This window comes from Aquimarina sp. U1-2, assembly GCF_017897595.1.
GTDB lineage: Bacteria > Bacteroidota > Bacteroidia > Flavobacteriales > Flavobacteriaceae > Aquimarina.
Window position 1 is genome coordinate 181,153 of record NZ_JAGKIK010000003.1, and the last position, 24,347, is coordinate 205,499.

18 protein-coding genes and 1 tRNA gene are annotated in these 24,347 nt (G+C 35.3%); 5 read left to right on the plus strand and 14 right to left on the minus strand.

Annotated features, from left to right (window positions below):
- Window positions 1–22 precede the first annotated feature (22 nt).
- Window positions 23–1,045: a UDP-glucose 4-epimerase GalE gene (gene galE, locus J8281_RS05765; protein ID WP_210196652.1), complete on the plus strand. Its 1,023-nt coding sequence runs from the start codon at window positions 23–25 to the stop codon at window positions 1,043–1,045.
- Between the two features lie 62 nt (window positions 1,046–1,107).
- Here galE and J8281_RS05770 read toward each other — a convergent pair whose 3' ends face one another.
- The 7 genes from J8281_RS05770 to J8281_RS05800 all read right to left on the minus strand — a co-directional run bounded on the left by J8281_RS05770 (window position 1,108) and on the right by J8281_RS05800 (window position 8,922).
- On the minus strand, window positions 1,108–3,228 hold the full coding sequence (locus J8281_RS05770; protein WP_210196653.1) for a peptidylprolyl isomerase: 2,121 nt from the start codon (window positions 3,226–3,228) through the stop codon (window positions 1,108–1,110).
- A gap of 281 nt (window positions 3,229–3,509) precedes the next feature.
- Window positions 3,510–4,799: a hemolysin family protein gene (locus J8281_RS05775; protein WP_210196654.1), complete on the minus strand. Its 1,290-nt coding sequence runs from the start codon at window positions 4,797–4,799 to the stop codon at window positions 3,510–3,512.
- A 3-nt stretch (window positions 4,800–4,802) separates the two neighbouring features.
- A complete protein-coding gene (locus J8281_RS05780) occupies window positions 4,803–4,997 on the minus strand; it encodes a hypothetical protein (RefSeq protein WP_210196655.1) in 195 nt (64 codons plus the stop codon).
- Between the two features lie 9 nt (window positions 4,998–5,006).
- Complete coding sequence (lptC, locus tag J8281_RS05785) at window positions 5,007–5,564, minus strand: LPS export ABC transporter periplasmic protein LptC (RefSeq protein WP_210196656.1); 558 nt, start codon at window positions 5,562–5,564, stop codon at window positions 5,007–5,009.
- Window positions 5,564–6,934 carry a tetratricopeptide repeat protein gene (locus tag J8281_RS05790; protein ID WP_210196657.1) on the minus strand — a complete coding sequence of 457 codons (1,371 nt, stop codon included), beginning with the start codon at window positions 6,932–6,934 and terminating at the stop codon, window positions 5,564–5,566. The genes lptC and J8281_RS05790 overlap by 1 nt, the downstream gene beginning before the upstream one ends.
- Window positions 6,935–6,949: 15 nt before the next feature.
- A complete protein-coding gene (locus J8281_RS05795; protein ID WP_210196658.1) occupies window positions 6,950–8,194 on the minus strand; it encodes an outer membrane protein transport protein in 1,245 nt (414 codons plus the stop codon).
- Entirely contained in the window at window positions 8,191–8,922 is a 732-nt protein-coding gene (locus J8281_RS05800; RefSeq protein WP_210196659.1) for a type III pantothenate kinase, read from the minus strand. Before J8281_RS05800 ends, J8281_RS05795 begins: the two co-directional genes overlap by 4 nt.
- Window positions 8,923–9,210: 288 nt before the next feature.
- On the opposite strand from J8281_RS05800, the gene J8281_RS05805 reads away from it, so the two are divergent.
- Window positions 9,211–9,283 (plus strand) — tRNA-Phe (locus tag J8281_RS05805).
- Between the two features lie 94 nt (window positions 9,284–9,377).
- Here J8281_RS05805 and J8281_RS05810 read toward each other — a convergent pair.
- The 3 genes from J8281_RS05810 to J8281_RS05820 all read right to left on the minus strand — a co-directional run bounded on the left by J8281_RS05810 (window position 9,378) and on the right by J8281_RS05820 (window position 12,996).
- Entirely contained in the window at window positions 9,378–10,391 is a 1,014-nt protein-coding gene (locus tag J8281_RS05810) for a hypothetical protein (protein WP_210196660.1), read from the minus strand.
- A 257-nt stretch (window positions 10,392–10,648) separates the two neighbouring features.
- The gene (locus tag J8281_RS05815) at window positions 10,649–11,776 is read right to left on the minus strand and encodes a serine hydrolase (protein ID WP_210196661.1); all 1,128 of its coding nucleotides are present in this window, start codon (window positions 11,774–11,776) and stop codon (window positions 10,649–10,651) included.
- Between the two features lie 83 nt (window positions 11,777–11,859).
- Window positions 11,860–12,996 (minus strand): AraC family transcriptional regulator, encoded by a 1,137-nt coding sequence (locus tag J8281_RS05820; protein ID WP_210196662.1) that lies wholly within the window; start codon window positions 12,994–12,996, stop codon window positions 11,860–11,862.
- A 282-nt stretch (window positions 12,997–13,278) separates the two neighbouring features.
- Here J8281_RS05820 and J8281_RS05825 point away from each other — a divergent pair, with 282 nt between their 5' ends.
- Window positions 13,279–14,436, plus strand: coding sequence for an AraC family transcriptional regulator (locus J8281_RS05825; protein ID WP_210196663.1), 1,158 nt, complete (start codon window positions 13,279–13,281; stop codon window positions 14,434–14,436).
- A gap of 564 nt (window positions 14,437–15,000) precedes the next feature.
- Window positions 15,001–15,702 carry an SOS response-associated peptidase family protein gene (locus J8281_RS05830; RefSeq protein ID WP_210196664.1) on the plus strand — a complete coding sequence of 234 codons (702 nt, stop codon included), beginning with the start codon at window positions 15,001–15,003 and terminating at the stop codon, window positions 15,700–15,702.
- A gap of 379 nt (window positions 15,703–16,081) precedes the next feature.
- Here the strand turns inward: J8281_RS05830 and J8281_RS05835 are convergent, their stop codons facing one another.
- Window positions 16,082–17,104: an AraC family transcriptional regulator gene (locus J8281_RS05835; protein ID WP_210196665.1), complete on the minus strand. Its 1,023-nt coding sequence runs from the start codon at window positions 17,102–17,104 to the stop codon at window positions 16,082–16,084.
- Between the two features lie 489 nt (window positions 17,105–17,593).
- Between J8281_RS05835 and J8281_RS05840 the strand changes: the two genes are divergently transcribed.
- Window positions 17,594–18,490 carry a phosphatase PAP2 family protein gene (locus J8281_RS05840; protein ID WP_210196666.1) on the plus strand — a complete coding sequence of 299 codons (897 nt, stop codon included), beginning with the start codon at window positions 17,594–17,596 and terminating at the stop codon, window positions 18,488–18,490.
- A 9-nt stretch (window positions 18,491–18,499) separates the two neighbouring features.
- On the opposite strand, the gene glpK is transcribed toward J8281_RS05840, so the two are convergent.
- The 3 genes from glpK to J8281_RS05855 form a co-directional block, all read right to left on the minus strand.
- Window positions 18,500–21,679 carry a glycerol kinase GlpK gene (gene glpK / locus J8281_RS05845; protein WP_210196667.1) on the minus strand — a complete coding sequence of 1,060 codons (3,180 nt, stop codon included), beginning with the start codon at window positions 21,677–21,679 and terminating at the stop codon, window positions 18,500–18,502.
- Window positions 21,680–22,006: 327 nt separating this feature from the next.
- Window positions 22,007–22,897: a hypothetical protein gene (locus tag J8281_RS05850; protein WP_210196668.1), complete on the minus strand. Its 891-nt coding sequence runs from the start codon at window positions 22,895–22,897 to the stop codon at window positions 22,007–22,009.
- 29 nt (window positions 22,898–22,926) lie between these two features.
- On the minus strand, window positions 22,927–24,249 hold the full coding sequence (locus J8281_RS05855; RefSeq protein WP_371812587.1) for a vanadium-dependent haloperoxidase: 1,323 nt from the start codon (window positions 24,247–24,249) through the stop codon (window positions 22,927–22,929).
- Between the last annotated feature and the right edge of the window lie 98 nt (window positions 24,250–24,347).

Genomic DNA, 24,347 nt, shown 5'->3' on the forward strand with positions numbered 1-24,347 from the left:
ACAACATTTAACTACGCTATATATGAAAATTTTGGTAACCGGCGGATTAGGTTTTATTGGATCTCACACTGTGGTAGAATTGCAAAACGAGGGATTCGAAGTAGTAATTATCGACAACTGTTCTAATTCATCTACAGAAGTTCTTAAGGGAATTACAAAAATCACCGGACAAGAGCCTGTTCTAGAAATATTCGACTTACGAGAAAAAGAAAAAGTTCAAGATTTTTTTAAACGCCATACAAACATTAAAGGGGTTATTCATTTTGCAGCATCCAAAGCAGTAGGTGAAAGTGTAGAAAAACCTTTGTTGTATTACGAAAACAACATTACTACTTTGGTGTACTTATTACAACAACTTCAAGAACAAGAAGCTGCTAACTTCATTTTTAGTTCATCATGTACAGTTTATGGCCAGGCTGATGAGTTGCCCATAACTGAAAATGCACCCGTTAAAGCGGCAGAATCCCCATATGGAAACACCAAACAAATTGGTGAAGAAATCATACAGGATACGTGCAAGGTAACTCCCAATGTAAAAGCAATATCATTGCGATATTTTAATCCGATAGGAGCGCATCCTTCTGCCAAAATAGGTGAACTGCCTCTTGGGGTGCCACAAAATTTGATACCGTTTATTACTCAGACTGCAATAGGGCTGCGTGAGCAACTTTCAGTATTTGGTGATGATTATCCCACCTCTGATGGCACCTGCATTAGGGATTATATTCATGTAGTAGATCTGGCAAAAGCTCATGTAGTCGCTTTACAACGTTTACTTCAAGATAAAAACACTTCAAACTACGAAGTTTTTAATGTGGGAACAGGTACAGGCAGTACGGTACTAGAAGTCATTACATCATTTGAGCAGGTATCGCAACAAAAACTAAACTATAAAATTGTAGGCAGAAGAGATGGTGATGTTATTGCCGCTTATGCAGATACTACAAAAGCCAATCAGGAACTGGGTTGGAAAGCAAAAAGCGGTCTAGAGGATTCATTAGATTCTGCCTGGAAATGGGAACAAAAAGTGAGGCAAACAAAATAGAGATTTGCTATTGTCCTAAATATCTACTGTACAGATGGATATTTAGGACAATACAATAGTATCTAATAAAATTTTGCCCTTTTATCTTCAATTTCGGCAGCTTCTTTAAGTGCGTTGAACACTTTAGAATTAACAGCGCCTGCTTGCGTTTTTGTGGCTTGAGCTGCGTAACTCATATAGGTATCTAAACCACTAGCAGGTGTGCTATTTGTAACTTCGATCGCATATACCCCATTATTACCTACAATAGGATCTGAAACATTACCAGATTCTAAAGCAAAAGCAGCGCCTACTACTTTAGGCTCGGTGCCTGCCCCACTAATTGTTGGAGTTTTCATGTTGAGCGCCGATGCTGTTTTTACCGTTTGACTTGTATTTTTCGCAATCTCGTCTAATGTACTACCAGAAAACTTACTTTTAAGTTTTTCTATTTTCTTCTCTTTTATGAGAATAGGTTTTACTGTAGGGCTAGCATCTGCAACACTCATGGTTCCTTTGGCAGATTTTCCTGTTAATTGAACTACGGCATAACCTTCTGCAATATCAAATCTTTTAATAGCACCTACCTCGGTCTCTTCATTAAAAGCCCATTGCACTATGGCTCTTTGACTTCCTATCCCTGGGATATTTTCATCGAGCTCTTTAATTTTATTCACAGGGCGAACTTCCAATTCATTTTCTTTAGAAGCCTCTTCAAAATCTTTATCTCTTGCTGCTATCTGAAATTTGGTAGTTTCTGTAAAGATTGTGTTTATAGTTTTTTCACTAGGTTCAATCTTTTGTGCTACTGTCGCTACTTTAATTGCTTTCTGTTTATTTTTTTGGTCTTCGATAGTAATAACGTGATAACCAAATTGTGTTTCGACAACACCTAAATCACCTACTTCATTCTCGAAAACATAATCATTAAAAGCCGGTACCATCGCTCCCGGTACAAAATATCCTAAATCTCCGCCCTTATCTTTGTTAGAACTATCTGCTGAAAATTCTGCTGCAAGCGTAGAGAATTTATCCTTGTCAGCTCTTACAACTCCGATGATACTATCTGCCAGTTGTTTTGCTTCTTCTTTGGTTCTTTTCAAATCTCCTGCAGTACGCAGACCTTCCCAAGAAACAAGAATATGGCTTGCTTTGGCAGAATCAGGCAATTGCTTTTGAGCTATTACTTTAGACACCTTGATATATTCACCGTCTTTATAAGGACCATACACCTCACCAATCTGCATCGTATACAACGTATCGGCAGCACTCTCTGGTAAATCTTTTTTAAATTTAAATCGATCGTCAAATTTTAATGATGAATTTTGATTTACAAACTCTTCAACGTTTTCTGTATTTCTAAATCCTTTTACAGAGTCATTTGTTTTACTCGCTTCTACAAATTCGACCCTATCTTTTAATAGTGCTTCAACTTTTGAAGTAACTTCTTTTTCATCCTCATGGCTTGGTTCTTCCTTAAACAAAACATAGCGAATATTGCGTGAAGCTTCAGATTGGTATTGATCTGCATGTTTATCGATATAGCTTTGTATTTCAGCATCACTCACAGTGACTTCGGTATCTGGTATGCTAGAAAATGGCAGTTGAACATATTTTATACTCACATTATCATTCTCCATCTTGTAGGCCAATTCACCTTCTTTTAAAGTTGAGCCTACCCCTGCCTTTATCATATTTAAATAAATACTCTCTTTGGCATTTTTACTCATTCTGTCTTCATAATCTAACCATTGCTGATAGGCTTGAGGAGAAGTTGCTTTTATATTTGCTACATACTCCTGCATCTTTACTTTATCAAAAACACCTGCTTCGTTTTGAAACGTAGGGTCATTGGCCAAAGATTCTTGCAATAATTGATTTACCTGGTCTTCTCCTACTTTAATGCCAAGCTCATCGAACTGTTCTTCAAATACAGCTTGACGTACTTCTTGATTCCATACATAATTCATCGCTTGCATATTCGATCCACCGGCTCCAAATCCTCTAGAAGCAGTTTCAACTTTTTTAGCAAATTCAGTTCTATCAATATCTTTACCATTGATGGTGGCGATAGTATTCTCTGCTCGTTGCGAGATGGCCCCACCGTTACGAATCAAATCGGCAAGCACGAATGAAAATAGTGCCAAAGCAATGATAACTATAAGAAAAATGGAACGTTGTCTGATTTTATTTAAAACTGCCATGATGTATTTAAGTTTATTCTAAATATAGTGCGCGAAAATACCATTTTATTGTAATAATACCAATTAATGATTAAAGAAATACGCGTTCATTGTACACCTCAAAATGAACTCTGGTAAGTATAACAGTTGTGGTGTTAAACCCGCATTGAAAGACGTTGTTTCATTGCGGGTTAAAAGAGGATGACTACACCCTTGTGAAATAAGAAATCACTTTGAGTCCTAAATTTGGGATATATACGGCTTACATCTGCAAGTTTTGCATAAGATAACGGAGATAATGGTTATTCTATTTCTCCAATTTCAACCTCTACAATCTCTATTTTTGTGTTTGATGTGTCGATAATCTTTATCTTAAATTGATCGATAGTAACTTCATCTCCCTGTTGCGGAATCTCTTCGGTGCGATTCACGATCAACCCCCCCAAGGTTTCATAATTTTCTCCTTCTGGTAGATTTAATTTATAGGTTTCATTAAGATAATCTACCTCTATTCTTGCAGAAAAAATATACGTAGTCTCATCCAGTTGTTTTTCGATCAAGGCTACGGAGTCATGCTCGTCTTCAATCTCTCCAAAAAGTTCTTCTACGATATCCTCTACGGTAATAATACCGCTAGTCCCACCATATTCGTCGATCACCACAGCCATGCTTTTATGCTTTTTGGTCAATTTATTAAGCACATCTTTTACAAACATGGTTTCAGGAACAAAAACTACCGGAAGCAATATACTACGTAAAGAATTTGGCTTTTTAAATAATTCAAATGAATGTACATAGCCAATAATATCATCTACGGTAGTATCGTACACTATAATTTTAGAAAGACCGGTTTCTATGAATAATTTACTTACCTCATCGACAGACTGTGATTTTTCTACAGCTACTATTTCGGTACGAGGTATCATTACTTCTCTAGATTTAACATCTGAAAAATCTAATGCGTTTTGAAAGATTTGAATTTCGCTGTCGATTTCGTCATGTTCTTCTACAGTTTCCATCTGTTCGCTTATATAATCCCCCAGTTCTGTTTTGCTAAACGCCAATTGTACCTGATCCCCTTCGGTTTTAAAAAACTTTTTGAGCACTACGTCTGAAACCCATATGACAAAAGATGAGATTGGTGAAAAAATCACGTAAAAAATATAGGCAGGAAATGAAAATATCTTCAACAACGTATTTGAATAGATTTGAAAAAATACCTTGGGTAAAAACTCGGCAGTAATTAAAATAATCCCGGTAGTAACAATTGTTTGCGTTAACAACCTGAGTTCTATCAAGAAATAATCTACGATCTTAAAGGATGAAGGAAGAAAAGAAGAAAAAACATGCAGCAACACTTCTCCCATATAAAAGCCATAAACCACTAGCGCAATATTATTACCGACTAACATGGTGGCTATAAATTTGGACGGCTTTTTGGTTAATCGAGTAAGAATGTTTGAGATAAAGCCTCCTTGTTTTTTTTCTATTTCGATATGGATTTTGTTAGAAGAGACATAAGCAATCTCCATTCCTGAAAAAAATGCCGACAACAGAAGAGACAGGATAATAACTACAACATTCAATTCCATGAATTAACGTTTATTGTTGGCTTCAAACCTCTTTCTAAAATTTCTTTTAAAGAAAAACATAAAGAGAGCAATTACTGCAAAAAACAAATAGAGATACCCTTTTCCTCCTTCTACTTTCCATTCTTCAAATGCTTCGTACAGAAAAAAGCACATCACTGCTAAATACGCATATTCGATAAACTTAAACACTTTCATCATTTGTCTAAACTACTCTTTAATAAGAATTACACCATCATTGGTTCGTGAATTCAAGATAGTAAAATCCTGATTCGCATCAAAACCATCGGCTTCGTTAATATCTCCTCCCGGGAGGTAACTTTTATAAGGTTGATCTGTAAATACCCAATTGATATTTTGATCCCAATATAGCTGGTTTGCTTTTAAGTGTGTGCTATCTGCGGTTCTAATATCGACATTTCCACTCATGTCTATTAACCCTGTTTGTCGATAAGAAATTGCGTAATCTGCAGTTATTTTACTTACTTTCCCTTCTTTATCAATTACATCTAAAATGATACCTTCGGGAAACTCATGATATGCAAAAGAGCGATGTGTATAATCTAGTATTTTTTTTGCATTAAGTACTGCTGTGAGCCTACCAGAATCGGTATATTTTAGATTTACATCAAAAGCTTCTCCTATGGGTGCTTCTTCAGAAATCACATAACTTTGATCCTTAACTTTTTTCGTTTGGCATGAAAAAAACAATGTCACAACGAACGCTGTGACAAAGTTAATGAATATTTGAAATTTTTTGTGTCGCATTACAGTTTAGGCACTTTTACAGTCTCACCTATCCAACATCCAATAGCTACCGAAGTTACTCCGGGATTGTTAAAAATATCAGTCTTAGAAGGCGCTTTGGCCTTGTAATTAGCTGCAGTTTTGGAAGCCGTAGATTTCAAACTTGGATCCACTTTCCCTGCTCTTCGAGCGTAATTTTCGGCTAACCAATATACTGCTCTTTTGCTAAATACATCTGTACCACAGCTATTCGCACTACTTGCAATCATGCTAGCAATTCTAAGATATGCCGTTCCTAATGACGGTTTGTACTTCAATGCTTTTCTGTAATACGTTCTTGCCTTCCCTTTGCTGCCTTGTTTTTTAAGTACTTCTCCGATTCTAAAATAAACTTTGGCTTTATCACTAGCTTTTTCTTCCATTTCTGCAGACTGATTAAAATATTTTAACGCCACAGATGTTTTATTATCTTTTTTGGCAAGTATACCCAGATAATAAGCAGTTTTTGCAGAAGGTTCGAGTTTATGTTGAGACTCTACCAACTTAAAAAATAAGGGGTCATCAGTACACTCTTTGGCATACATTCTTCTAGAAGCACTCTTGATCCACTTGATATCTTCTTTTTTGGCATCAAACTGACTAGTATATAGCGGTATTAAATTGCTACAGTCTGCCCTTACTCCTAGTTTTTGATTGATTCCTGCCTTTACTTTACTAAACGCTGCAAGATTAATTCCTGCATTTTTAAGTTTTCTCTTTTCTTTTGAAGAAAGCGCTGTACCTGATTCTTCTTTTTCAGTAAATTCAGATATAATTTGTGCTCTCTTACTTTCTTCTTCCTCAATCTTTTCGGTAATATCATCATAAAGATCAAACACTTCCTGAAGTTCTTTTTTTCCTTCATCGTGTAAATCAACAAATAGAGAAAAATACGTATAGAGTTTCTTAGCTCCGGTAAAGTTCTTCTTATCTTCGGTATATGCCTTATGAAATTCGGCAAACTGGGCATCTTTGGTTCCGATTTTATGGTCAAACATCAACTGACCGATATCAGAATGTAAATCTCCTATTTTGGTTTTGGCAGGAAAGTATTGAAAACGTTCTTTCTCAAGGGCGATGATGTCTTTTGCGATAGCACTTTTTTGAGCATCTGATGCCTTTTTCATTTTGTCTTTAAGCAACTTTTCCCCAAATTGATATGTTGCCAGACTGTAGGTTGGACATTCTTTTCTTACTTTCCATAGAGGCTCTTCAGCCGCTTCATAATTTTTTACTTTAGCATGCTCATAAGCAATCGAGGCTGTCGTAGCACAATCTGTAGCCTGAGCACTAACCTGAGTAGCGCCTAGAACACATCCTGTTGCTATTGTAAATAATAGTTTGGTATTCATAGCTGTAACGTTGTATTAATTAAATTTTATTTTTCTAAACCATTTATCGTTTAGCGATAAACTTATAGAGACATTAAAAAAGTCTTCCCTTACTAGTCCGAAATCTTTTGTGCCTCGTTGGCCATATTCAAATCCAAAATTTGCGTTTGAGAATAATCTCCCGACCGGTAAGCCTACTCCAAAAGATATGCCAAACTCATCTATAGACTGATCGTTGATATTTAATCCGGTTTCTTCATACCGAAATCCCGCTCTATAGGTCACCCTACTCAAGTAGTTGGTTAACGAATTATATTTGGGTGTAAAAAATCCCCCGATTTTAAATTTTGAAGCATCACTATACACTACGTTTTCTCTTATAAACAGTGCTTCTGTAAAATCGCCAGAGTCTGTATACACATACTCGGCTCCTATAAACCATTTCTTGGGACTCCCGATCCCGCCACCGACTTTTACTTCTGCCGGAATATCGATCTCACTATCTTCTAATACGGTCTCCTGTCTGTCTACAACAATTTCTTGTCCATTATTACCAAGCAAAATAGTAGAGAGCTCTCTCGTACTATCAAAGGTGAGCGAGAACGACGGCGTAGACACAACCGAAACAGATAGCTCTAGCTGTTCTGATATCATCGTTCTATATCGCAGTCCCAAAGATAAACTAAATGAGGATAAATTGGCATTAGTGATTTCTCTGGTATCAAACTGTACTTCGGGTCTACTCAAAATTGATTTCTCTTCTATATTACCAAAGTTATAATTAAGGTCTAGACCCACACTTAAATTATCGTTAGCTTTAAATCCGGCGGCCAAAAACACTTTGTTGAGTCCTCCCGTTCCTGTAAAACGCTCTTCTTGACCCGAATTATCGGTATTTTCTAATTGATACCCAACAGCTGTACTAGGTATGACTCCAAATCCAAACCCAAATTTTCCTGCCGGAATACCAATAGCAAGATAATCTAGTGTCGCATTATCACCAGACGAAGACTCGGTTTGACTGTTAATGTTGTAGTTATTATAAGAAGCTCCTACGGTATATGCTGTAAGCCTGAGTTCACCAAAAGAGGCTGGATTTTGAAGATTTAGATGAATACTATCTGCATAAATACTTAATCCCCCCATTGCTCTATTTTCTACCGTCCCCTTGAACTTTTGTATCCCAACTCCATAAAAAGAGTACGGCGACGAAGTTCCCTCCTGAGCATTAGACATTAAGGCAACGAGTACCATGGTGACTACTAAAATCTTCTTTATCATCTACTAGTATTAAAAGCTAAAATGTAGTTTAATCCTTCCAATAAAAAATTGGAAGTGGCAAATATGCTATTTTTTAATCTTTTAGACAAAAAATGTGCATCGCCTCCGGTTAAAATAACTGTTAAATCAGGATAAATGTTGCAATATTCATTAATTAATCCGGCAATTTCGAGTGAAACCCCTTGCACAACTCCGGCATGTATGGCTTCTTCTGTATTGCTACCTATCACATGCAGCGGTTCTTTTAATGATAATAATGGTAGTTTTGCAGTATATGTATGCAAACTAGTATACCTCAATTTGATTCCCGGAGATATGGACCCCCCTAGATATTCTTCTTTTTTATTTTTAAAATCGTAAGTTATACACGTTCCTGCATCAATAATTAGCGTGTTTTGTTTAGGAAATTGAGCTACTGCAGCCGCTACCAGTGCTATTCTGTCTATACCCAGAGTTTTGGGAGTTGCATACAAGTTTGTAAAAGGTATAGCTACAGAATGATCTAAAATAAGGGTATCAAAAAATGACGTAAGGTAAGTGATATGCCCATCAGGTAAGTTTGCTACTGATGCAACTATAGCATAGCGTATAGCAGGATGATCTTTTTTAACTTCGTCTATCGTTTTTTTAAAATCAGCTTGAACGATTACTTTTTTTTGCACAAGCTGTGCCTGTTCAAAAATCCCTATTTTAACATATGAGTTTCCTACGTCTATAACTAGATTCATGCATGCTATGATTGGAGATAATACCAATTCTACTTTAAAATTACTCATCAAAACCTGCCTACCTGACGGATGGCAGGCAAGATTGCCCTTTTTCGTTTATATTTCAACATAAAAAGCAACCATAGCTACGGCTATGATTGAGTTTTCTTTTTTGTCTAGACAAAAAATGACTGCTTTTTATTTGAGCAATTTTAAAGTAGAACGGGTATAAAAGTACAAAACGATTTTTTTAATTTTTTCTTTTGAGGATTAAAAAAAGCGTTCTATATTTGCATCCGCTTCTAGCGAGGTGCCTTAGCTCAGTTGGTAGAGCAAAGGACTGAAAATCCTTGTGTCCCTGGTTCGATTCCTGGAGGCACCACTTTAAAGAAAGCGCAAACCCTTGAAAATAAATTTATTTTCAAGGGTTTATTTTTATGACTTCGTACTCATTTTAAAATCAACAGGACCCAGGTCTAGTTCAATGTACAGTTTCCTGCATCATAATCTTCTTTTGTAGGATTAAAGCCATTTTCTGCAATTTCAGTTTCTACGACATGGGCATACTCTTTTATGCCGCATAAATCTTCTAGCTTCTTATTCAGCCTAATTAAAATAGAACCTTTAATAGTAGTTGCTTCAAATGCATTTAGATTTGTAATTTGAGGGTTATCAAAAAGTATGAGTCCGTTCATTTGGTTAACAACACTTAATGCGCTTATATCTTTAAGGTTTACGTTAGTACCGAGATGATATGTGATGTTTTCCCGAAAAAGTTTTGTAAACATACTCAAATCCTCTTCTTCTCGTCCGATGATAGCAAGTGTTCTTGTGATTTTTGTGTTTGCAAAATTATCAAATGACGTAATATTAGCTGTTCTAAACAAAATTAATTCTTGTAAGGTTGTGATGTTTGTAAGCTCTTCTAAGCTCTCAATAGGAGTATTCTCTGGACCTAGATTATTTCCATCTATAATCCTTAAAACATCAATATTTACGATGTCAAATTTTGACAAAAAGTCTACATCTTGCTGACTTCTTAATAAAAATGAACTTAGCGTAAATTCGTTGGGGATACCCCTTCCTTTCAAATTAATTTTTAACTCAGGCTTATTTTCAGAATCATTAAAAAGCACAAGTTCTCCCAAATAGTTATCAGATTCTGAAGGTGCAAAAACCACTTCTAAATAAGCTACATCCCTAGGGTTTAATCCATTTGATATCATTTTGGCAACCTCTAATTCGTTAAGTATAAATCCGTTAGAAATAGCGTAATCGGTAAATGTAATTTTCTCATCTCCAACATTTTCAATAGAAACGAATTGACCTATTTCCTCAAGTCGTTGCGTATCCGGAAAATCCATCGTTTCTAAATCAGCGCTAATGAGTTTTGAAATTTTATCACCTTCAGCATCTGGTACATCATCCGATTTTGAACAGCCAAGGTTCAGAAGATAAAGCATTGGTACTATTAGATATATGTTCTTCATTGTATAATCGTTTTGTTCTGTTTTCTACTATCTTTTTTTGTTACTATTCGTAATTTTCTAGCAATTGATTTTATATCACATATTTATCTTGGTAAACTACCTCGGGGGTATTGAGCCCTTTAGCGGTGCCAATAAAATAGGTTGCCTTAATCACAAACACTTCTATAGAAAATCCAGCACTTCTTTTATAGAAGTTTTCTGGATTTTTAAAATCTTGGGTATGAACTCCTTTTTGAAAATGATGTAAACCTTTCTTATTAAAGAGATATACTTTCCATCAGCTCATTACCTATTTCGGTGATCATGTTGCCATAGAATAAATCTTCTTTTGAAGATGATACGTTAATCATGATAACTACTGCTCTCTGGTTACTCTTATCCATTACCAGATAAGAATTATACCCACCGGTAGCCCCATTGTGAAATAACGCTTTAAAGCCTTCATCTTCCAAAATAAACCAGCCAAGTCCTATAGATGTCCCTTCTCCCAAATCAAATGTGGATTGTTGTGGCAAGTTATACGCTACATCATCTTCAAAGTTTTTGCGCACAAACTTTTCCATTTCCTTTACAGAAGACTTTATAGAGCCGGTTCCCGCAAAAACATCAGTAAAATTCCAATTTGATACTTCAGCATTATTTTCGTTTACGCCTTTAACTAATTTTGAAGAATTTACATTTGATAATTGTGTAGTAGAATTGGTCATTTGCAAGGGTTCGAAAATAAGATCCTGTAGCATATCTTCATAAGTCAGCCCCATTTTTTGAGATAATAGATAACCTAATACTCCTACCCCGGTATTAGAATATTCAAATGGAATGCTGTTTATATCATTCAATACTACATGATTTTGCAAATAACTTTTCATATTATCTACGGTATAATTCGAATACGGATCTTTTATATCAAAATCGATAATTTCATCTACATTATTTGGCAGTCTAGGTAAACCCGACGTATGATTAGCGAGCTGTTTAAGGTTAATTTCACCTCCCTCTTTCAATGGAAAATCAAATTGATCCTGTAATGTTTCTGTGAGCGAAGCCTGATTTGCAGCTATTAGTTTTGACAAACATATACTGGTAAAAACTTTGGTTATTGATCCTATTTCAAAAATGTTATCCTCATTATTTGTTCTTTTCAATATTTTGTTCTGATTTGATATTCCGATATATTCTGTCGATTCTTTATCGATTACTGCAATAGCAATTTGACCATTTTCTGGTAAGTCGGAAATAGTATTTTCCAGGATTTTCACAAATTCTGGGTTTTCTATTTCATCTTTTAGAGTCGAAGCATTTGCTATAGCATCATCGTCTTTTGTACAACTTGATAAAAAGAAAGCGGAAAGTAGTGCAATTAGGGTTACAGATGTAAGTTTCATAATATTTTGATTTAAATTTTGACAAACATATTTAGACGGTCACTTTGTTAAGTTTCAAAACCTTAAAAGTGAACAAATCCATACTATTTTTTTTCATTACGGTACGCATTAGGTGTAAGCCCTGTTATTTTTTTAAATGCAGTATGAAATGTAGTTTTTGAAGAGAAGCCACATTCCAGTCCAATCGACACAAGATTGTACTTATCAAATTCGGGATCAACAATAATTCTTTTTACCGCTTCAACCCTAAATCGATTTATATACGTAGCAAAATTATTACCTGAAATGGTATTTACAATTTGTGAAACATATCCCGGACTAATACCTAAAAGTTCGGCTACCTTATCTCTATCCAATGTACTATCTTTATAAATGAGTTCATTTACACATAAATCTTCTAGCTTTTGGAAATAATCGTTATCCTCGGTAAATGTCCCTTCTTTCTTTTCGTTTTGTATTTTGGCTAGATTATAGTTCGAAATAGTATCCTGTTCTTTTTTCCATTCTATTTTTTTGAATAAAGCACTAATTTCTTCTTGGTCACTAGCTAACTTGAACTGGTAGATTCCTCTGTATATCATCCAATGGATTAAAAATACGACGAGCAAAATCAGAACATTAATACTCTCTGGATGCTCATAATCAGTAAAAATTCCTAGTATAGTCATTACAGTGAATGAAATAAATATACCGCATGTTAACAACCATAAGTAAATGAGCCATTTTTTCTGTGCTACATTTTTAGAAAATTTGAGAAACGTATAGGTATAGCATACTATCCCGGGAAAAGCGAAAAATATTACGATAATTTGTAGTAGTAATAAAACGCCGAAAAACATCTGCATAGAAAAAGAAGAAGTTGTTTCGTCTACAATTATACTTAAGCTATCTACAGTGTTAATAAACAAAAATGGAATAAATAACCACAGATTTCTCTTTGAATTTTTAGTTGGGTGATCAATGACATGAATTACGTATAGATGTATAAAAACAGGAAATACGATTCCGAAATCTAATACATCTATAATGCGCAAAAAAGATAAAGCCTCATATAATCCGTTTTCATCTAAAACCCAGTTGAGTAAAGAGATAGAAATCGAAAAAATGGCATAGGCAAGATATTTGTTAGAATTGCTTCTGAACAAAGGAGATTTCAAGATAATTGTCCCTAGTACAATTCCCTGAAATATTGAAATAATAAGAAGTATGGTTAACAGCAATTTGGGGCTTTATTTTGTTGTACACAAAAAACTATACAATGAACTCCTCTTGATTTTTTTATTAGAACAGTATAGTTTTGTGATGCAATAAACTTAATTTTTCCTTAAAATTCGTCCCAAAAGAAGATGTGGTACTCTTTTTTACTAATAAAATCGGTTTACATCAGTTTATCTCTAGAAAGAAATTATTTCTTATTTAAAAACATAATCCATGCAATGAGTCAATTTTAATTATAATTTTGTAAGTATAAATTGTCAAATTAGATTTTTAGTTTATCTCTCATGGATCTTTTTATAGATTTTATTCTTCATAGCGGAATATTCTCTAGCTTCTTACTATTATATGTATTATGGAAAAATGGCAAGAAAGAATTTCACTTTAGAGTGCTTTTTATTATTTTTTTATGGATCTGCCTTACCTTAATTTGTTTTTATGGGTTTATTAACGAGAGTAAGATGTTATTTTTCGCTACTTTTTTATTTCAGGATACGATTCCTGTAAGTATTGGTCCGTGTCTTTATTTATATTCAAAAGCTATCTTTTACCCATCCCGGGGTATGTTAAGAAAAAATAGTATTCATTTTTTAGTTCCCGTATTGTACTTGTTATTTGCCAGTATCCCAAAACTGTTGAGTCTATATCAAAGTCCAGAGGTTTTTGGTCATTTACGAGAAGGGCTAGAAAATTTATGGGCGCTAAGTAATATCAATTCACTGGTGTATTGCTTTCTCTCTATACAGTTTCTAAAAAAAACCAATAGAATCGTTGAGTTGTATTATGCAAATATGACTTCTGCAGATTTGAGCTGGCTCTTAAAATTATTGTACAGTGTCATTATCATTTTTGGAATTGATGTGAGTATTACCCTATATGAAGTGTTTATTGAAGACACCAACGCTGCGGTAGGAATAATCGCAATTTTTGTTGTTTTTTCTCTTATTTATTTGGCTTACCACGGGGTTTCGCAAACAAAAGTTTTCTTACCCGAGTTCTTGTTTAAAAAAGATACTTCGGAGTCAAAACTTATCTCAAAAAAGAAAATCTTAACTGAGATTACTAATACAACCGATACTACTTTACATAGTGATATTGAAGAAATGAAGTCTCTGCAACGCCAATTGGATACATTCATGGATAAGCATAAGTGGTATTTGCGTACTGATTTATCTCTAAAATTTTTATCGGAAAAGCTGGGTATTTCTGATAAAAAATTGTCTTATATCTTGAATCAAATCGCAGAGGTAAGTTTTTTCGATTATGTAAATCGATTTCGAGTAGAAGAAGTAAAGAAAAAAATAAAAGATCCCGCCTATGCCAAATATACATTACTAGGCATCGCGTATGAATGTGGATTTAATTCTAAAACTAGTTTTAACAGAACTTTTCAAAGGTTTGAAGGAATAACTCCTTCGCAATTCAAAAACCAAAACATCGTATAAACTAAAATTATTATCAATCTACTAAAGTTGTTAATTAAGCCAACATCTTACATCAAAAATTCGATGTTCATCTCATAGGCCTTAGCTTAAAAGTAGAACCCCTTTTAGTATATAAGTATTACAGGTTGTTTATGGTACACATCGAAAAATACATTAGAAAATTTCTAAAAAATTATCAGTATTGTCCGGTTAAAGAAAATAGACCGCTGCGCTGCCAGAAAATAGAACAAAGACTTATTTGTGAATACTTGTCTATTATGGTTTTTGAAGTGAAGGCGATTCAGTTTCAAAATAAGTTGTCTAAATTTTAGAAAAACTAGGTGTCCTTTCTATAAACTCATAATTTCTTAATGGTCATAGCGATTTTCAGAGCGTATCAACTTTTTTATCGAACAACAATGAAAAATTATACTAAATTGATTTGAACTTTAAAATCTAGTGTTATCGTTATTTGACTCATAAATTAACGCATTGTTCATCTATTAATTGATTACATACATATTAATTTTGATAGCAATCCTCTAGTATCAAAGTTTGCCTTAATATTACTATATATTTAAGAGCATGCCGATTAGAAAATTGTCAAATACCGCTAAAATCGATCTCATAGAGTCTGAGTTAGGCAGAAAGTTCGAACATCCCAAACTTTACCGACCTAATCAACTTATCGACAGTCGAAATGAGGAATCTCTGGCTATTATTATGTCTGATACCCCTTCTAAGATATCTTTTGGCATATGGGGAATGCTTCCAGATGATTTTAAAAGTGATTGGGAAGATTACCAAAAAGTATACAGTACTTTGCATGTACGCTACAAAAATTTAGGTCAAAACGAAATTGCGAATCACTCTACTACGATTCAAAATTGTTTAATCATAGTTACAGGTTTTTTTATTCATCATTATAAAGATGGGGAACTTTATCCCTATTACGTACATGCTCAGCAAAAACCCTTTTGCCTTGCTGGCATAGCAACCACTCTTGATGATGGTTTTATTACCTGTGCCATTTTAGTGAAAGAAGCCTATGGCATAGTCGACAAGATCCAGAATATGAATTCACTTACTCCTGTTATTATGGATAGCGTTTGTTATGATGATTGGTTAGATCCTCATATTACTGATGATGCTCTCAAACATCTTATTCATTGTGGAAACGATATTCATCTTTTAGCTCATCCCATTGCTAAAGAATTATTCAAAAAAGATATTCAATATGAAAGTATGCTTGATCCTGTTGCCTATAAATCTCTTTTGGATTATTAATATTTATAATCAGTATTGTCCGGTTAAAGAAAATAGACCGCTGCACTGCTAGAAAATAGAACAAAGACTTATTTATAAATACTTGTTTATCAAGGTTTTTAAAGTAAAGGCGATTTAGTTTCAAAATAAGTTGTCTAAATTTCAGAAAAGCAAGGTGTCTTTTCTATAAACTCATAAATTCCTAAAGGTAATAGAGATTTTTAGAGCTTATCAACTTTTTTATCGGACAACAATGATTGATAATTAGAACTTTTTCGACTTCCGTAGCAGTGCTAGGCTTAAATTAACAAAACACTTCTTACGCTACACCCCTAGCCCTAAAAGTTTCATTGTTATGCATTTAAGAGTCTCATTACGAAATTATAATAGATAATCCGGATTAAAGATTAGATTTATAATCGCTCGGATTACAATGATACTTATCTCTAAAAATTTTACAGAAATAACTTCGGCTGGTAAGACCTATCGAATACACAACTTCTGAAACATTTAAATCGGTAGTTCTCAACAATACTTCAGCTTTTTCTAAACGAACATTTCGAATATATTCTGCAACTGTTTTATTATGCATGAGTTTAAACCCATTTTGAAGTTTTTTGGGGGGTATTCCAGACCGTAAACTTAAATTACTTATAGAATGCCGAAGCTCAGGTTGGTCCTTTATGTAATCGCTCAATTGAGTAATTATCTTTAATTCTCTTTTGAATAAAACCCTTCCGTTACTTCGCATTTTTGTATCGGTAAGAAATTGTTCAATAAATTTCCCAAAAACCAAGTAGCTACCACCGTGTTCGTATAAAATGTTAGCAATATTATTATCAGATTTTAAGGTTCCAATAAATTTTAACTGCTCTCTTATAGACAAGTTTAGTCCGTTTAAGTAAAATGGTTTCGACTGCTCGTTAATAAACACAATAAGTTCGTCGACCTTTTGATCAAAAAGCGTAGAATCTAAATGCGTTAAGAATCCATATTCTTTATGTTGCAAACACATTACATTGAAGCGCACTCTGTTACCCTTCCTAAAATGAATTCGATCTTCTTGGCCAGTAGCACTATACGTTACTCCGGCATAAAGCTCTTCTATAGGAAGATATTCTTCAAAATCCTCAGACTGGTAATAACAATTCCCCTCGAGACAATAAAAAAACTGTAGTAGACTTTTATCTTCTACAGCGGCGGGAATGGATAGGTCTGAAGCTAGCTCTATATCAAAATCCCAGCATTGCAAGCCCTTTTGTAAATATGTATAAGATATATTTCCAACACCTGTATTCGTATCCAACTCTAGAGTGAACCCACCATTCGTAGTAATGATGGTACCCGATAGCAACTCCTGCAACGTTTTTAAGTATGCGGGAATTTCAATTGTGGACAATCCATGTTTTGTAATATTTGTCATAATACTATTCTTGATGGTAAAACTAGACATATACCATAACAGTTAGTATTGATTTCGAGTACTATTTTAACTGTTTTAAGCCTCTACCCTATGAGAATCCTAAAAAAATAGAAAAAAAAGATCTTTTGTTATTGATTTTGAGTCACTTAAACCCGGTTTGTATATTAAAATGCCGTTATTAAGTTTGAAAATGCCACCACAAAGCATTGCTTCGGGCGAGATGTAGTGTTGGAAGTGTTTTCTAAACAGCCTTTCAACCCACCACGCTGATACGAAAATGAATTAATAGAATTCACTTAAGAACACTGTCTCTATGGTAGCGAACAGATACTAAAGCTTTTAGAACCAAAAGCCAAGACAAGAAAATAATCTAGCTTCTTGATATTGATACCCCAACAACTCTGCTTTAGCATAGTTTAGTATGGATTTAGCTATTGATATTATGGTATTATGACACAGATTGTTATTTTTGTCGACTAAGTTACTGTTATGAACTATCTCAAATACCTACTTCTTAGCACATTATTGGTAGTAATTTCAAATACATCATATGCGCAGGATGCTCGAATAGCTACAGATTCTACTACAACCGAAAATACCCTGAATCAATCAGATTCTCGAAAAAAAATGACCACCTGGCAAACTATTAAATATGATGGTGCATCTATTTACGGAGGTGTTAAAAATGCCTACACGCAACCTTTTCGATGGAAAGGAAAAAATTGGCTTACTTTTGGAAGCATCATGGCGGGAACTGCCATACTATTAACCGTTGATGAACCCACCAGCGAATATTTTGCCGATCGCGCCGATGATATCCCACAATTTGTTCGACAAGCTAGCTTTAGGTTTGGAAAACCACTATTTAATTACGGTCTTACGACTAGTGTTTATGCGCTAGGACTTATTACCAAAAATGAAAAAATACGAAAAACCGGGGTGCTTCTCATTGCTTCTGCGACTGCAGGAGGATTACTTCAAACCGTAAGCAAAACATTAGTGGGTCGCGCCAGACCGCTAACAGATAAAGGAAACCTTCACTTCAAATTTTACTCGGGTGGTGATGCTGCTTTTCATTCTTTTCCTTCTGGTCATGCCATTCTTTCGATCACTACTGCATATGCTATTGGTAAACAATTTAAAAACCCATTTATCAAAGGGGGCATTTACGCTTTGGGTATGCTTTCGCCAGTCTCTCGTCTATGGGAAGAGGCACACTGGCTTACTGATGTTGTATTAAGTACCGCCTTAAGTATAGCGATAGTAGATGGTGTAGAAAAATATCTTGAAAAAAAAGAGCGCTACGCATATAAGGATCGAAAACATAAAATCAACTGGAATCTTAGACTAGGCGCAGGTCAGATAGGGGTAGTTGGTCAATTTTAAACCTTGGTACTAATCAAATTCTTTTTCATAGTATGTTGTTGCGTCTTGCAATAGTAGATCCAGGTAGTCGTTTTCTGATTGTAAGCGATCTTCGTCCCAATGTAAATATTTGATCAAATCTTCTTCAATAAGAGATCGATATTTGTACACACTATGAATATCAAAATACAATCTTCCTGTTCTTCTTACAAAAAAATCTGCCAAACCATTCGTCATTTCATGGTGTACACTATACCACAACTCGGCCCTAATTAATCTTTCACTACTATCATCATTCAAAAAGTAATCTATTTTAGCTATAATATCATCGGTTTGTTTACCATATGTTGATACCAGATACCAACCGTAATAGGGATCATCAATCTTCAAATTTTTGAGTTCGTGAGTAATTTTTTGCGTATAAGAGTTCACTTCTTTTGCATCACTTAAGGGATCACTAGTTAAGGGTATCTGATGTGTATGTGATTTAGAAAAACTATCTCTTTTTTTGCTTGACATTGTTTTTAACACCGAATCGATAACTCGCTGTGCCATTTTTCTATATCCTGTTAGTTTTCCTCCTGCAATAGAAATTAAGCCTGTGTTTGATATGAAAATTTCATCTTTTCTAGACAATTCAGAAGGATCTTTTCCATCTTCATGAATCAGGGGTCTTAAACCTGCCCAATTAGATTCTATATCATCAATGCTCAATTGTACATCCTGAAACATATGATTAACCGCATTTAACAGATAGTTGGCATCATCTTTAGTAGCCACTACTCTATTAAGATTTGCATTGTAATTTGTGTCTGTAGTACCTACATATGTGGCTCTACCTCTCGGAATAGCAAAAATCATCCTGCCATCGGGAACATCAAAATAAATAGATTGAGTTAGTGGAAATTTCTTTCTAGAAAACACCAAGTGTACACCTTTGGTAAGATGTAAATATTTATGATTCATAGACTGATCTTTTTTGCGTAAAAGATCTACCCATGGCCCTGCTGCAGATACATAATTTTTTGCCTTAATGGTAAACGTGTTTTGTGTATTATGGTCTAAACATTCAATACTTTTTATCTGACCATCATCAGTATAATTGAAAGTGCGCATTTCGCAATAATTGATACTATTTGCACCAAATGAAGCTGCTTTTTTTAGCAATTCTACGGTAAGTCGAGCATCATCTGTTCGATATTCGGCATAATACCCCCCGCCGGTAAGGCCATCTTTTGAAAGTAAGGGTTCTTTATCCAATGTTTCTTGAACGCTTAACATCCTTCTCTTATCATCACCTTCGACATTGGCCAGGAAATCATAAACCTTGAGTCCAAAAGAAGCCATAAGCTTTCCATAGGTTCCGCCTTCGATCAATGGCAATAACATCTTTTCAGGCACTACCAAATGCGGGGCTAGTTGATGTACTATAGCACGTTCGCTACCCGATTCTTTCACTAAACCTATTTCCATTTGTTTGAGATATCGCAACCCCCCATGAATTAATTTTGTAGATTTATTGCTGGTACCTGATGCAAAATCGTTTTTCTCTACAAGACATACTTTTAGCCCTCTTGAAGAGGCATCTAATGCAATTCCTGCCCCTGTCACACCACCCCCAATAACAACAAGATCATATTTTTCGGTTTTGGCTTTTTTGAGTTGTGTATCTCGATCCAAAATAGAAAAGCGTATCGGACCGTCTTCTTTGGTAGCCAGCATGTTTTTATTTACCGTCTTTGTACGCGCTACGGCTTGTTGCCACCCTAAATATCTTTTATTACGTTCATGTTGTGTAATCTGAGGTTTAAAAATAGTATCTGTAGCTCTAATCCCAGAAATATCTTTTTTGGTCCATATACCTGCTTTTATTCCCGCTAGAAATGCAGCTCCCAGGGCAGTAACCTCGAGCATCTTGGGTCGATCTACAGCCACATTAAGAATATCAGACTGAAACTGCATCAAATAGTCATTGGCAGAAGCACCACCATCGACTTTTAGTTCTTTCATTTGCTTGCCACTATCTTCTATCATTGCTTCTAGTACATCTCTGGTTTGATAGGCTAATGCTTCTACCGTTGCCTTGATGATTTCATTCTTCCCCACATCTAATGTAAGACCATAAATAGCGCCTTTTGCTTCCATATCCCAATGGGGAGCTCCCAAACCGGCAAATGCAGGAACCACGTATACATCATCTGGAGATGAAGTGGATTTACAAATACTTTCGGTTTCAGCAGCATTTTGTATAACCTGCAACCTATCGCGTAACCATTGTATGGAAGCACCACCAACAAATATACTTCCTTCTAAAGCATATTTCATAGTATCGCCAGGTAGACTACAGCATAACGTAGTTAACAATCCATTTTTTGAGAAGTACGGTTTTTTTCCTGTATTGAGTAACATAAAACAACCTGTGCCGTATGTGTTTTTTGCAATGCCAGATTTATACCCTCCTTGTCCGAACAACGAAGCCTGCTGATCTCCGGCTACACCATAAATCGGAATATCGATACCGTCGTGATGTATACTCCCAAAGTCTGAGGAAGAGTGTTGTACCTCTGGAAGCAAAGCATCAGGAATATCCAGTACACTTAGTAAAGTGCTGTCCCAATTCAAGTCAACAATATTGTAAAGCATGGTTCTAGATGCATTCGAATGATCTGTAACATGCCTGGCTCCTTTTGTGAATTTCCAGATTAGCCAGGTATCTATGGTCCCAAAGAGCAGCTCTCCATTTTTAGCTTTTTCTCTGGCTCCTTCTACATGATCTAAAATCCATTTGAGTTTGGTTCCCGAAAAATAAGAATCGATAACTAATCCCGTATGTTTAGACACATAGTCGCCCAGACCTTGGGATTCTAAATGTTCACAAATCTTAGTCGTTCTTTTATCCAGCCAAACAATAGCATTATGTATAGGCTTACCTGTCATTTTATCCCAAACCACGGTAGTTTCGCGTTGATTGGTTATCCCAATACCGGCCACTTCGTTTATAGCTATTCCTGTTTTTTTAAGTACCTCGATAAAAACTTCCTGCTGATGCTTATAAATTTCTTCTGGATCATGTTCTACCCATCCCGGTTTTGGATACAATTGTGTAAGCTCTTTTTGAGCCATCCCGAGAATTTCTCCAGAAGTATTAAAAACGATGGCTCTGGTACTGGTAGTTCCCTGATCGAAAGCAATAATATATTTTTTGAGCATACTAGTAAGTTTTTAATTAATCCATACAATAGCCATATCATAAAATATTAAACCCGGATGGTATATTGAAAAATCGAAGATTCTCAAATACTACTTAGCAAGACGTAGTTTCATTGGTTTAACCTGCCTTTTACAAAGTAGATAATTTTCAGTCAATAACTAAAAATTTAAGTCAGTCATATACAAATATCTAAAGTATCTTTACAATAGAAAAGCGAATCTTCACTAAAATAAAATGTAATCGTTTGTATTATTTTTTACGCATTATAGTAAATGCATCCTGCGTTTTACAATTTCAGCCCACCTGTAAATTATGATATTATTATACTATTCTTCAATTGGAAAATACACCTCTGCTTTCCATTGTAGTTCGTCACCACCTTGCATGGGGTTGTTAAAAAAAAATTCTATGGGTTCATTCTTGATAGGGATCCCATGAAAAGTTGCATATGCTAAAATGACAAACCAGGCTTCGTCACTAGTTCTGTAATTACCGTAGTACTTCGCTTTTAAGGCCTTTTGGGCATTGGATCTCGTAAATACAATCCTGGAGTCTACTGGCAAAGAATCTTTGATAACTATAGGAAAACCAAAGTCCATGTGAATACTATCGTTCTCTATATCCCAATGTTTTACATTCACAAAGGGATAACCATCTTTCTGAATCTTATGTTCTATTAGCTTAGGATGAAGATAACCGTTGCTTTTCATCATCTGCTCAGCTTTATTTTCTCGTTTTGTAGCGGTCGAAAGTGCTAAAGCCTGCACCTTGGGCATATTACTTTCTCCTTCTACAATTACCTTAAAAGTATCAGTATAGTACCTCAGCTTTTTTCGTATGGTTATCATGTTAGCCTTAATTTGTGTAATGACCAAAGAGGAGCCCGTGAGTACGTCTATTCGGTTTTTTAATGAATGTTGCGCAGACACGATCCCTACCTTAATTTCTGTTACTGTATCTTCAATACGAGTAAAATACCAATCCAGGCGTATATTTTCTCCTGCAATTTTGACCTTTTGTTGTAGAGTAACCTCTTCAATATTGGCGTTAGCAACAATAAGACTATCATTGTATTGCATATTTTTTATCTTATAATATGCGCCTAGAGGTGCCAGATGTGCTCTAAATGTAATTTCATAATCGTATTTTTTGAACCATACGTACCAGGAACTTACACCTAGGAGTAGTATCAACATGCCAATACCTGTTTTTTTCATTCTATATGGAATCTTGAGATACTTGTTATTTATTCTTTTGCCATTTGAAGTTGGCTTACAACATAGTTCCCCAGAGCCTTACCTTGTTGTAATCCTAAATCTATAGCTGCACGGTAATGAATCCCACCATATAATCGACTTACCGCAGCTTCTTCTGCTGCCTGATTAAAAGAAACGAAAGAACGAATAGGTAATCCATACTGCAACTCGGTATCGTCGTTAAACGCAAAATTGTTACCAAAGATATCTGTAAGCACCGTAGATGCTGCTCCTGATACTACTGAATGCCCACTGGTATATTCTGGAAATGGTGGTGTTTGCAATACAGGTGCCCAGTTTTCATCAATATGTTGATTGATTACTGTTTCTGGTCTAATTAAGTTACTTCGATATTTTTCATCCCAACAACTAATAAACGCATCAGCGATAGCTATCGATGTTTTGGTATAGGCATACACCGTTTTATAGAAATCTGCCCCGGTTTTTTTGCAGGCAATTTTACAAATCCCTATCCAATGTGCTCCCGGAGTTATTTTTTTGGTAGCAAACATTAAATGACCCTTGTGGGTCGACACATACGGGTTACAATCCCAAAACCTGGCTATCTTTAATTTTTCAGAATCTTCTCCTTCTTCTTTGATTGTTCTACCTACCTCATACGTTTCCATAAGTTCTTTATAGAATGGAGAGCCTTTTTCTAATGAAAATTCGGGATGACTCGCAGGCCTAAACTGTGAAGCCGAATCTATAACAAGTGTTCTTATAGCGCGCCAATGGGGTTCTATGCCATCCATATAATCTGGAGGTGTGGGTTGCCATCGGGCGGGGTCCTGCGTATGTACCGAAAACTTGGGCATCGTTCGGGTTTGCGCATAATTATCAGTAGATAACCAGGCTTTGATATGTTTTGCTACCGATAACCCATACACTTTAGAGGCTGTAAAACTTTTTTCATTAATTCCCGACCAGGTAGTGTATAGACTATCCCTGTAGGTCTCAATTCTATCTTCTGAAAATACCAATGCTTTACTTACATCCATATAAGCGATAATCGCAGCTACTTTTACATTAACAGCCTTTGTCGTATCTAGCTTGGGGACTGGGGTGAGATCGTTTAGCTGACCAGCCAGCGATTGATATTCGCTTTTACCCTGACATATAATCTCATAAGCCGCAATATTAGGATAGTTGTAAATTCGACTTGCTACAGGTGGAGAGAATATGTCGTGAACCATGATCCCGGTAACTTTATCTACTATCGCATGAAAATCATTGGGGTTGACCTTTATTTCAACTTTTTCTTTTTGGCATGAAATTGATACTACAAATGTTATAACAATGAGCAAAAACACACCCCTAGTCCTCTTAAAATTGGGGCTAGCTTTTATTAAAAATTTCTTTTTTCCGCTCCTTTGGGGGCTACGGCGTGTATATAACTGTAGACCAAATG